The following is an 11876-nucleotide window of genomic DNA, read 5'->3' as shown; positions in this document are numbered from 1 at the left end:
CACATGTTGCTTGATTTTCTGACTTTGGAAGAAAATCTACATTTATTTTCGAGAGTAACTCGAAAGGTTTTGAGTAACTCAAAACATACCTTGCTGTGTCTTTATGGACACCATGTTTTGGCAAGAGTAAATCTAATACCATTGAAAACACTGCGGAGGTTCGCCCAGTGGCTGGAGGCGCAAAGCCTCCAAGGAACGGCTCATTTTCTTTATGCTAAAGGATGAAAACGAAAAAAATCCCGAAGAATGAGTTTTCCTTGAATGCCATTCCTCGGGATGAACAAAAATGTATTCCTGCATGTCATACGTTTTATATGTCATACGATAAAAATGTAAAACGTATGGCATCAATGCATATATGCTTACACACTTCTTTGCATGGATACTTCTTTATCAAATTGCAACTGCACTTCCATACGACAATGAATCAGTACGTCAATAAGTCAATACGACAGCGAATCATCGAAGCGTCAAAAAAGCGACCATTCTCAACTAAAGGAATTAGTCCCTCCATAGAGTTGCAAGACAATGTTTGTTTTCTCTTTTGCTCCGTACAATCTCTTGATGATGGCATCACGAAGTTGTGCCGCACCATTAGAGTTTAGCCGGAAGCAAATGGCAACAACCATAGGGAATCCATACAACGTTTGCCAAATACCCTTGGAAAGTTCTTCCCTTCGTTGGACTTCCGACATAGACAACATACCTTCTTTATATATAGCTCGTATCACAGCAGTGAGTTTCGGGGCAGTGATATAAAGCATATCAATCAACTCACTCTCACTCATCCACAAGTCCTCCAAGTTGGACGGAATGGAAAGCCTTCCATTGCCATCCACGGTGATTACAGTCCGTTTCATGCCATTCCTCCCATTACAGGCAAATGCCCCTTGATTCGACTTTCAAAGACAGATATGTCATGGTCAAGTTTTGTGCTTGTCACCTTGGCGTATATCTGTGTTGTGGTGATATTCGTGTGACCAAGAATCTTGCTCACGCTCTCTATCGGCATACCATACTCCAAGGCTAAAACTGCCCAACTATGACGTGAGACATGAAATGATACACGCTTTTTTATACCACACATTGCAGCAACTTTCTTGATGCGCTTGTTAATGCTGTCAAGATTACCGATATTGAACAAGTGGTTGTCTTTTCTGAAAGACTTGTATCTCTCAACAATCTGCATAGGAATATCCATCAGCTTGATTTGGAACGGTACGCCTGTCTTCTGACGCTTGGACACTATCCAAGGAGCACCGTTTACCATGCTGATGTTATCTTCCGTCAAGTTCTTGATGTCGATGAAAGCTATACCTGTCCAACTGCCAAAGATAAAAAGGTCTCTCGCAAATGCCATGTTGGGGTCTTCCAACTTTATCTCAGTCATGGCGGTAAGCTCGTCCAAGGTCAAGAACTCACGTTCCTTGTGGTCTGGATCAACGTGGTACATGGCAAACGGATTTCTCGGTATCTTGCCGTTGTAGTGTGCCGCCGTAACGATATGTTTCAGAGGTATGGAGTAAATCCAAATGGAGGACTGCGCAAGCCCTACCACATTTTTCAAGTAAAGGCAATAGTCACGGATAAACTCCTCGGTAAGCTCATTCATGGACATATCGCTGCGCTTGTACTGATACTTGATGAACTCGGCAACGTACTTTCTCACCACAAGATACTTGTTGTAAGTTGTCTTTGCCCTGTCCTTACCCACACGCTTGGCAAAGGCGGCGTTCTCCTTGTCGAAAGCTCTGAGCAAGGTCTCGTATTCGGTGCCTATGCCTTGATAGGCGTTTCTCACCATTTCAGCGGTAACGAACGCCTCACGGTCGGAAAGTCGTTGGTAATGCTTGGCGATTTGAGCCTTGATGTTGTCGAGCGCAAAATTCACTTCCTTGGCTTCCTTACTCTTGCCTATGGCTCTGTTGCCCTTGGCATCCCAGATAGCCTTGGTAACGCTCTGCTTGCAACTGAACTGTGCGATAGTTCCGTTGATTGTCACACGTCCCATGATAGGGACAATTCCGTTTCTCTCCTTGCTTCCATTTACATAGAAGACTGTCTTGAAAGTGCATCTCATAATTCTTACTTTTTTGTTCGGTGCAAAATTAAACTATGAGAGTTGCATGGCAAAACCAAAACTTACGCAGAATGGAGAAGATTGAACCGCCACCGTTAAAAATGCTTATTAGGGCGTTTCCATTGGGTAATGATTTGAAAGCGTTTCTACTTCTCTAATCTGCTTTTTCCTCATTTCCTTGTCACTGCCAACTAAAGCCAACGACTGCCACAACCACTTGAAACTCAAACCAAATGCTCTATTTTGCTATTTTTTGCCTTTTTAGGCGTTCTTTTTATATAAAAAACCTTGCCACTTTCAATTTTATTTTGTAATTTTGCACCCGTTAGTAATATTATTAATTCCAATATAAAGATGATGGCAAGATTCATATTCCTCAGTTTCTTCATGCTGGTTGGAGCCTTAGCCCCAACCAAGGCTCAGAACAGTTTCCCATACCCTGCTCTGCCAGACAGTCTGCGCAGCGTAGAGCAACGCGCAACATACCTGAGTGAGCACTATTGGGACAACTTCAACTTTTCCGACACCCTGGAACTGGCAAACAAGGAGATGGCAGAACAGGGCTTTGTCAACTTCATCGATATTCTGGCACGTTTCGACCAGGAAATAGCCCAGAAGGGTATTGCTGCCTTTACAGCCAAAGCTTACCGGCAGAAGCCATCTAAAGAGAAGTTTGAAAGCCTCATCGAGCATTATTATGAGAACCCTGAGTCGCCCATGCGCAACGACAGGGTATACGCCCTATTTCTGGAAGACATGGCTAAATCGCCATACTTCGATGTAACCGAGAAAGAAAGAATAGAATTTAAACTGAAACAGGCAAGAAAGAACTTGCCTGGCACACAGGCTACCAATATCAGTTTTATGCTGGAAGACGGTAAGCCTCATCAGTTGAGCGATTACCGGGAAAAGAAGGTTATCTTATATTTCTACGATCCTGACTGCGAGAACTGCCACAAGATATCTGCATGGCTCGACAAGCAGACAATACCAGCCGGCTTCAGTCTGCTCCGCATAGTAGCAGATAACCGATTGAGCACGATTTACGGGCTCAAAGCCATGCCAACCATTTACCTGTTGGATAAAGAGAATAAGGTGATATTAAAAGACTGTACACCGGAACAGCTCATGGAAACGTTACGGGGAAATGAAAACAGAAAGTAAAACTAGACTGGTCGAAAGAAGCGACATCTCTTATTGAATAAACATATCATTTACTATCATTTGTCTTAACTTCGTATATTATATATCAACATACCATTCATTATAATTGTAACTTCATATCATTTATTATATATCTGAATTGCATTTTACTATTTATATGTATCTTAATTAGCTCGGGAAGAGTCATACTTCAACTTGAACTCCTCACGGGCGTGATTATTGCGCATTACAACAACCACATAGTCACCATCCTTAACTGTTCCTACCTTGGCAACAAGCGTATAATAACCATACTGACCAGACTTTCCATAATCACCTGTTTCGGTAATGATTAACTTCTTGCCAACCAACTGAGTTGCAAACTTGATATTTGTACCTTGGTCGAAGATTACATTCTTATGAGTCAGCATCAGCTGACCACCCGGAAGAACCTTGCAAACCAACTTCTCATCATTCTCAGCCTTACTGTTAGACTCCTCGCTTACGGCAGAGCCCGCAGTCATGGAATAGCTGAGCAAAGAGAAACCTGACTCATCGGTGGTAACGCGACTAACTGTTTCACCCATTTCATCGTCAGATGCACTGCAACTTACAAATCCTATTGTCATCATAGTCATAGCGATGACCATCATAAAATACTTCTTCATAGTTATACCATTTACTAATTGTTTTCATTATCATTTAAACCAGTCATCTTCAGATTCCAGCCTTTCGGCCATTACCATCCGATGCTTTTAAAAACAAACACCTTTCGGTTTAAATCATCTTTTACAATTACACAAATGATATGTTGGGAGGAGTGATATCATTTACTATTGGTTATCATTTACTATTGCTTATCATTTACTATAGGGCTTATACCCCTCTTACATGTCCTGTTCTTTCGTTTGAACATTGCAAATATAGGAAAAAAGTCAATAGGATGCAAGTTTTCTTGGTTAAATAATGTAAAGATCTTCATGTTATCGTGCACAATATGCATTACTTGCTGACAGATTGTATGATTGCGAGAAAAAAGGGGATAAAACAAAAGCGGGAACCCTTTCGGATTCCCGCTTATATCTTGTGTTGTAAAATCTCGAAGTTTAGTCGAGGTTAGCCAACTTGTTGTCAGAATGAAGAACATCCTTAATCTTGTGGCTATAGAGGTCAACCATGTACTCACGAGCCTTACCGCAGTACTGACGTGGGTCGAAGTACTCTGGGTGCTCAGCCAATGTCTCACGAACACCTGCTGTGAAAGCAAGACGAGAGTCAGAGTCGATGTTGATCTTGCAAACAGCGCTCTCAGAAGCCTTAGTCAACTGCTCCTCTGGGATACCAACTGCATCTGGCAACTTACCACCGAACTTGTTGATGATATCAACATACTCCTGAGGAACTGAAGAAGAACCGTGGAGAACGATAGGGAAACCAGGAAGCTGCTCCTCAACTGCTGCCAATACGTCAAATGCCAATGGAGGAGGAACGAGGTGACCAGTCTTAGGGTCACGTGTGCACTGCTCTGGCTTGAACTTGTAAGCACCGTGAGAAGTACCGATAGAGATAGCCAATGAATCAACACCTGTACGTGTAGCGAAATCTACAACCTCCTCAGGCTTTGTATAGTGAGACTCCTCAGCAACTACGTCATCCTCAACACCAGCGAGGACACCGAGCTCACCCTCTACAGTTACACCGAACTGATGAGCGTAATCAACAACCTTCTTTGTCAATGCAATGTTCTCCTCGTATGGAAGTGCAGAACCGTCGATCATTACAGAAGAGAAGCCGAAATCTACACAGCTCTTACATGTCTCGAAGCTATCACCGTGATCGAGGTGAAGAACGATCTCAGGATGGTTGCAACCCAACTCCTTAGCATACTCTACAGCGCCCTCTGCCAAGTAGCGGAGCAATGTAGGGTTAGCATACTTACGAGCACCCTTAGATACCTGGAGGATAACTGGTGACTTCAAGTTAGAAGAAGCCTGGATGATAGCCTGGAGCTGCTCCAAGTTGTTAAAGTTGAAAGCAGGAACGGCCCAACCGCCCTTGATAGCTCTTGCAAACATCTCCTTAGTGTTCACAAGACCGATTTTCTTGTAATCTACTGCCATAATTTTACTTAATTTATTGTTTAATGAAACATTCTTTTTTTTCTTATATATAATAAGGTGTAGAACTTATGAGGCTCTTTCCTTACCGAGTGCAAATTTACCTTTTTCTTTTGAGACAGCAAAATGATAATTCGATTTTTCGTGTTGCAATCGAGTTAAAAAAGTTAATTCCGCACCAATACCCTACAAAACACAAAGTTTTTGCTAAACGCAGTTAGCAATTTAACATCTTTATATTTACATCTTTCTGCCCAACCGCCAGTTACTTCTTGGCAAGTTTATATTCACGAGCCGCATAAGCCAGAACGATGACAAATCCTACGAGCGGTACCAGGAAAGGAAGCGTGAAATGAGTACGGTCGGCGATGAGTCCCATCAACAGGAAGCCGCAACCTCCGATTGGCGTCATCATCAGAAGCGAAGAGGCTGTCTTGGTAAGGTTGCCCAAACCCGTGAGGGCGATACTGAAGATGGTAGGGAACATGATGGCCTCGAACATATAGTTGCAAAGCAGGGCTACCAGCGATAGCTTACCCAGATTTGACAGGACTAAAAGTATACAGACAACACACCCCACAGCGCAGATCAGCAACATCGTTGTTGCCTTGATTCGGCGCATAATCCAGGAACCGAGGAATCTGCCTACCATAAAGAATGCCAGCGCACAAGTCAGGGTTACGGAAGCCGTGCGGTCGTCCATCCATTTCATGCCCGTTACGAAATTGATGAAATAGGAATTGATTGAAATCTCTGCCACTTCATAGCTCAGCAAAGCCAGAAGTCCAAACACGAACATCTTGTGATGGGAAAAGAGTTTGCTGATATTAGAACCGGCTGCCTCATCTTCTGCTGTTGCCACATGACTGATTTCCGGTAAATCTACACGCGAGAAAACCAGAGCTATCACCAAAACCAGAATACCCAGAATGGTATAAGGCACCACCACATTGCCGCCCTCTTCGGTCTGGTTGAAGAGGAACTGACCGATGCAAAGTGTGGCGAAAATGCCACCCAATCCATTAAACGACTGCGATAAGTTCAGTCGGCTGGTAGCAGTTTCCTTGGCACCCAGTTCGGTAACATAGGGATTGGCGGCTGTTTCCAGAAACACCAAACCGCACCCGATAATGAAAAGGCAGAGCAGGAATGCAGAGAAACTGCCCACCGCAGCACCCGGGATAAAGAGCAAAGCGCCAATACCAAAGAGGAGCAGACCGAAGACTACTCCACGGCGATAACCATACCGGTTGATAAAAAAGCCAGCAGGTATTGCCATCAGGAAATAACCCAGATAGGTAGTAACCTGAATAAGGGCGGAATGAGTAATACTGATGTGCAGAGCATTCTGGAAGTGCTTGTTGAGTACATCCAGAATGGCACGAGCGAAGCCCCACAAAAAGAAGAGCGACGTAATGAGAATGAATGGGACAAGATATTTCCTGTCGGTTGTCTGATTTGTATCTGTCTGTTGTTCTGTTAACATATTCATAAGGCATTCATTTTAGCTGGGAACAAAGGTAAGGCTTTTCGATGGAAATTCCAAACTTTCCCAGGATTATTTGTTGTTTATATCAAATATAATTGTCTTTACTATCAGATGAAATCTCCGTTCATAGACGTTGAACGGCGGTTCAGCGTCGATGAACGGCGGTTCAACGTCGCTGAACGGACATTCAGCGTCGATGAACGAAGATTTCATTCTACTGTAAATACATCTTTAACTAGAAATAGAACGTTTCTGATGTCTATTCTGAGACAACTCTTCCCGTCATTCCTTCGGAATCAAGACGGCTCCCTCCTGCTTCTTACCATCCATCAGAATTCTCATCGGGTGCTCAAAGCGCACATGACGGACATATTGCGTCTCCTCTACAGCCGGCATGGCATCCAGGATTTCCTTATTTACAAAGCCGCCTTCACCGGTATTTGTATCTACCGTAAAGTATCCCACGCCAAAAGAGGTGAGGTTCTGGAAGAAGTGAGTACCCTGACTAGGATCGATATTGTAATTCTTCAGAGCCACCTCTACGATAACCCGGGCAGCGCTGATATGCGGCCACTTTACAGGTACACCCAGATAATGGTCGCTGGAACCCCAACGGCCAGGACCTATCAGCACATAGTTCTTGCCTTCAGCAAGGAACTTGCGGTTGATTCGTTCTATATCATCGGCTACATAAAAATTATTCATCGCAGAGAAGTGGTCATCATACTTCACATAAACCACATCAACCACATCTTCGCTGATGCCATGACCCAGCGAATTGTGCGAACGCAACAGGCAGTCGGAATCAGGGATAGCCTTCACATCTTCATCAAGCATCTCCTTGGCATCGACGATAGGACGAATCTGAAGAAGATAGAATTCGCAAGTCCTGTCATTATTGATATTGCAGGCAAACTCTATCTCCACAGGTCTGCGCATAGCCCCTGCTCCATACTTCATCGACATCTGCAGTATCTCTGGCAAAGGCACCACTCCATGCTGGAGCACACTTGAGAAGGTTATCAGTTTGCGGCCATTCTCATAGACTCCATCATTGATGACCTGATCGTATGGATCGAAAGTAGATGCGATATAGGTAAGGCTCTGGTCTTCTACGGCATCCTTCACCCGAAGTTTAAGAATATTAAAGCCATCATCCACCTTGAAATCATTGCCTACATGCTTCATATCCAGCGCATAGAACTGGGTCTGGGTGTCGCGCAGAGCCAGCTCAGTTTCCGATGTCTGGAGCACCTGATTCGGATGATAAGGACAAACACGCAGGGTCTGACCTCCATCTACGATATATTTACCCAAGCCCAAGGCCAGACTGGCTATACCCTCTTCTGCCTCTTCATCACCTATCGGATAGTAATTGAGCGAACGGAGCACACCGCTCATGGTAGGATAAAATCTTGTACCATAGTCTTTACCCACAACCTGCTGCAAGATAACAGCCATCTTTTCCTGATCGATGACATTGCTCGTTGCGGTCATGTAAGCCTTCGAGTCGCGATAGAACACAGAAGCATAGACACCCTTAATGGCACAGGCCAGCATCTGCAGCATCTGATACTTATCTTCCAGATACGGAATCATATAGGTAGAATAAATACCGGCAAACGGCTGATAGTGGGCATCTTCGAGCAGCGAACTTGAACGGATTGCGATAGGACTCCTGGTTGCCTCAAAGAAGGTGAAAAAGTCGGCTATCAGCGAATCGGGCAGCTGGGCATGCAGGAAGTGCTTCAGAATCTCATCGTCGCTAGCATCACTCAAAGCTATCGGATAGAGATTGTTGCTCATCATGAACTCGTCGAAGATATCGGTACAGAGCACCACGGTCTTCGGAATCTGCACGGTGGCATTCTCATACTGGTTGAACTCAGGATGGCGCTTGATGATGTTGTCGAGGAATGCAAGACCTCTACCCTTTCCGCCCAGGGAGCCTTCTCCGATACGGGCAAAGTGGGCATACTTGTCAAACTTCATGCGGTCGAAAACAGCCACTACACCGATGTTTTTCATGTGACGATACTGCACGATAGCATCGAAGATAATCTGTCGGTGAGCATCTACATCCTGTAATTTCTCCCAGGTAACATGCTTCAGGAAAGCAGATACAGGGAAGATGGCACGAGCACAAAGCCAACGGCTCATGTGGTTGCGGCTGATATGATAGAGCATGGAATCGTTAGGAATATTGAAGATGTTATCCTGCAATTCCTTCAAACTATGAATGCGCATAATCTCCTCATGAGTCTTAGGATCACGGAATATGAAATCGCCAAAGCCCATGTGCTCTTCCATCAGACGGCGAAGATCTACGCTCATCTTCTTCGAGTTCTTGTCAACAAAGCGGAAACCTTCTGCCTCTGCCTTCGCACGGTTCTCACTTTCAGAACTTTCTATGATAAGCGGAACGAAAGGATCATTCTTCCTGATATAACGGAAGAGTTGCAAACCAGCATCCGGACACTTCTCGCGACCGAAAGTATCTGTACGATGCTTAGGCTTCTCTTCAGGCATCACCTCATTACCAAAAGCTTTGGCAGCACTCTTTAACGGGAAACGTGCATCGCTGATTACACCCAACGTGTTATCAGAATACTTATCATACAGTTTCTGGGCTTCCTCGTAAGTACGAGCCAAGACCACCTTAGGACGGCCACGCATACGCATGGTAGCCGCATGCCGGTTCAGAGCCTCCTGAGAAAAGTTCTTGCTCTGCTCCAATATATAATTATAGAGATTAGGCAATATAGAACTATAGAAACGGATAGAATCTTCTACCAGGAGAATCATCTGCACGCCTGCTTCCTGTATGTCATGTTCAAGATTCATCTTATCCTCTATCAGCTTGATGATAGAAAGAATAAGATTGGTGTTGCCAAGCCAGCAGAAGACATAATCGAAGATACTCAAGTCTTCATTCTGCATACGCTTGGTAATACCATGAGAGAAAGGCGTAAGAACAACACAATGGATATTGGGAAACTTACCCTTGATGTCGCGCGCTACGTCGAAGGCATCATTATCAGCATTGCCAGGCATGCAAATCACCAGATCTATGACGGTAGAACGCAGCACGGCAGCAGCCTCTTCGGTAGTAGAAACTTGAGTAAAGGTTGGCGGATAGCGGAGACCCAGCTCCATATATTCATTATATATCTTCTCTTCGATACGTCCATCATCTTCAAGCATGAACGCATCGTAAGGATTGGCTACAATCAGTACATTGTAGATACGGCGCATCATCAGATTCACAAACGATACGTCTTTCAAGTAGAATTTATTCCACTCCTGAGGTATATTATTTTCCATAAATGAAGTTAAAGTTTGTGCAAAGATACTGATTTTCTGAGATTTACTTGCATCTTTCAACATTTTTTTTTATATTTGTGCCATAAAATATGAAGATATGGTTACAAAATCTTTCATCACAGCCATCTTGGCTATATTCAGCCTGGTTCCATGCTACGGACAAAAGCACCAACACGGCAAGGCATCATATTACTCTAAAAGAGCAACAGGTGCCCGCTCTGCAAGCGGCCAGAGAATACATCATGACAGTTTAACATGTGCACATCGGTTTTATCCCTTCGGAACGCACCTCAAGGTTACAAACCTTAGCAATGGCAAGAGTACTATCGTAAAAGTCATCGACAGAGGGCCGTTTGGAAGAGGTAGAATCATCGACCTATCATGGAAGGCTGCAAAAGAAATTGGTATGATTGCACAAGGCGTAGCGACTGTAAAAGTTGAAAGGGTGGAAAACCCGATTCCTTACAAACCAGAGGACACAAAATTGCCTAAGGTTGATTTCGAAGTGGCTGAAACGGAATATGAATTTCCAAACAAGTGGGGAACTCCTAACAGGAATAAGGAAAATCATCACAGCAGTAAAAAAGAAACAAATAAAATTGCTTCAAAGGTAATAAATAAAACAGAGCACCATAAAAGCAAAGAGGTAACAAAGGCTGAACTAAAAAAGCAAAATACAGATAAAGCAAAAAGTAAAGGCGAGAATCATCATTGATTCTCGCCTTTACCTTTTTTATTTATAACAGAATCCTAAAATAAGATACTATCATACATTTCATTATCATACAGGAATCTTATCTGGATTTTGTCGGAATATCAAACTGATTAACCTTGGAAATTGTCTTACCGCCTTGTATAACTGAAACACAGAAACAAGCAGTACCATTCTTCAAACGGTTATCAGCCTTGACCATTGCCGTATATCGAATCACATGACCAGGAGCAATACTTTCTACATGAACACTTGGAGATATGAAAATATGCTTATTGCCGGTAGTCTCAATAACGGTAGGAACTACATCATACAACGTGTGAGCTCCGTTATTTCGGATTTCAAAAATAACCTTGGCTGTTTCATTCCGATTCAAAGTATTGTCCTCATTTGAATCTACAAAACGAGCATTCATTATTTCCAAAGAGGATGAATAAGCATAATTCTGCCCCAGTTCTTCCAGAGTAGAACTAGGAATAGTAGCTACAGGCTGCTGAGCACTATAACTTCCTGTATAATCCCTATCATTGAAATCATAAATCCTATCATCACCAGAATTAGTTGAATCAAAGATTTCGTCATTGGAATAAACAGGTGAAGAGTGCTGATAAACTCCATCCTGATAAGAGTGTTGATCACGGTGTGATCTATCTCGATAAACAGATTCTCTTTGCTGCTGGGATTTCTGGTCAGCCTGACTACCAATGGCCGCTCCAACGGCAGCACCACCAGCCATGCCAATGATAGTACCCATATCAGAACCTCTAGGACCACCAGACAAGCCACCGATAGCAGAACCAAGAATAGAACCAAATGTGGCACCAGCATAAGCACCACTTCCCGTATAAGTATCGCAGCTACTCAACAGCAAAGAAGAGCAAGCTACAAAAAGCATAATCTTTTTCATCTTCATTAAGCTTTAAATTTCTGCTGCAAAGATACAAAGAACTAAAAGAACAAAAGCAAAAAAATCCCTAATAATGATTAGGAAAAACCCTAAAAGAGCAGATA

General features: G+C 43.4%; 9 protein-coding genes. 2 read left to right on the top strand and 7 right to left on the bottom strand.

Annotated features, from left to right (window positions below; genetic code table 11):
- Nucleotides 1-488: 488 nt before the first annotated feature.
- Both NNC77_RS06725 and NNC77_RS06720 read right to left on the bottom strand, forming a co-directional pair.
- Complete coding sequence (locus tag NNC77_RS06725; protein WP_117694884.1) at nucleotides 489-860, bottom strand: hypothetical protein; 372 nt, start codon at nucleotides 858-860, stop codon at nucleotides 489-491.
- A complete protein-coding gene (locus NNC77_RS06720; RefSeq protein WP_254970280.1) occupies nucleotides 857-2080 on the bottom strand; it encodes a site-specific integrase in 1224 nt (407 codons plus the stop codon). The genes NNC77_RS06725 and NNC77_RS06720 overlap by 4 nt, the downstream gene beginning before the upstream one ends.
- A 357-nt stretch (nucleotides 2081-2437) precedes the next feature.
- Between NNC77_RS06720 and NNC77_RS06715 the strand changes: the two genes are divergently transcribed.
- The gene (locus NNC77_RS06715; protein WP_254970279.1) at nucleotides 2438-3244 is read left to right on the top strand and encodes a DUF5106 domain-containing protein; all 807 of its coding nucleotides are present in this window, start codon (nucleotides 2438-2440) and stop codon (nucleotides 3242-3244) included.
- Nucleotides 3245-3408: 164 nt separating this feature from the next.
- Here the strand turns inward: NNC77_RS06715 and NNC77_RS06710 are convergent, their stop codons facing one another.
- From NNC77_RS06710 to NNC77_RS06695, 4 genes are all read right to left on the bottom strand, one after another.
- A complete protein-coding gene (locus NNC77_RS06710) occupies nucleotides 3409-3891 on the bottom strand; it encodes a hypothetical protein (protein ID WP_119228771.1) in 483 nt (160 codons plus the stop codon).
- 438 nt (nucleotides 3892-4329) lie between these two features.
- Nucleotides 4330-5343: a class II fructose-bisphosphate aldolase gene (locus tag NNC77_RS06705; protein ID WP_153092348.1), complete on the bottom strand. Its 1014-nt coding sequence runs from the start codon at nucleotides 5341-5343 to the stop codon at nucleotides 4330-4332.
- Between the two features lie 262 nt (nucleotides 5344-5605).
- On the bottom strand, nucleotides 5606-6832 hold the full coding sequence (locus tag NNC77_RS06700) for a sugar MFS transporter (protein ID WP_254970278.1): 1227 nt from the start codon (nucleotides 6830-6832) through the stop codon (nucleotides 5606-5608).
- Between the two features lie 279 nt (nucleotides 6833-7111).
- Nucleotides 7112-10153, bottom strand: a complete 3042-nt coding sequence (locus NNC77_RS06695) for a PEP/pyruvate-binding domain-containing protein (RefSeq protein WP_118079720.1) — start codon at nucleotides 10151-10153, stop codon at nucleotides 7112-7114.
- Nucleotides 10154-10250: 97 nt separating this feature from the next.
- On the opposite strand from NNC77_RS06695, the gene NNC77_RS06690 reads away from it, so the two are divergent.
- Nucleotides 10251-10868 (top strand): septal ring lytic transglycosylase RlpA family protein, encoded by a 618-nt coding sequence (locus NNC77_RS06690; protein WP_254970277.1) that lies wholly within the window; start codon nucleotides 10251-10253, stop codon nucleotides 10866-10868.
- A 79-nt stretch (nucleotides 10869-10947) separates the two neighbouring features.
- On the opposite strand, the gene NNC77_RS06685 is transcribed toward NNC77_RS06690, so the two are convergent.
- Complete coding sequence (locus NNC77_RS06685) at nucleotides 10948-11772, bottom strand: glycine zipper family protein (protein ID WP_234564238.1); 825 nt, start codon at nucleotides 11770-11772, stop codon at nucleotides 10948-10950.
- Nucleotides 11773-11876 lie beyond the last annotated feature (104 nt).

Source organism: Segatella copri (assembly GCF_024330485.1).
Taxonomy (GTDB): domain Bacteria; phylum Bacteroidota; class Bacteroidia; order Bacteroidales; family Bacteroidaceae; genus Prevotella; species Prevotella copri_L.
Note: the sequence above shows the minus strand (reverse complement) of the source record. Positions and strands in the feature narration are given on the sequence as shown.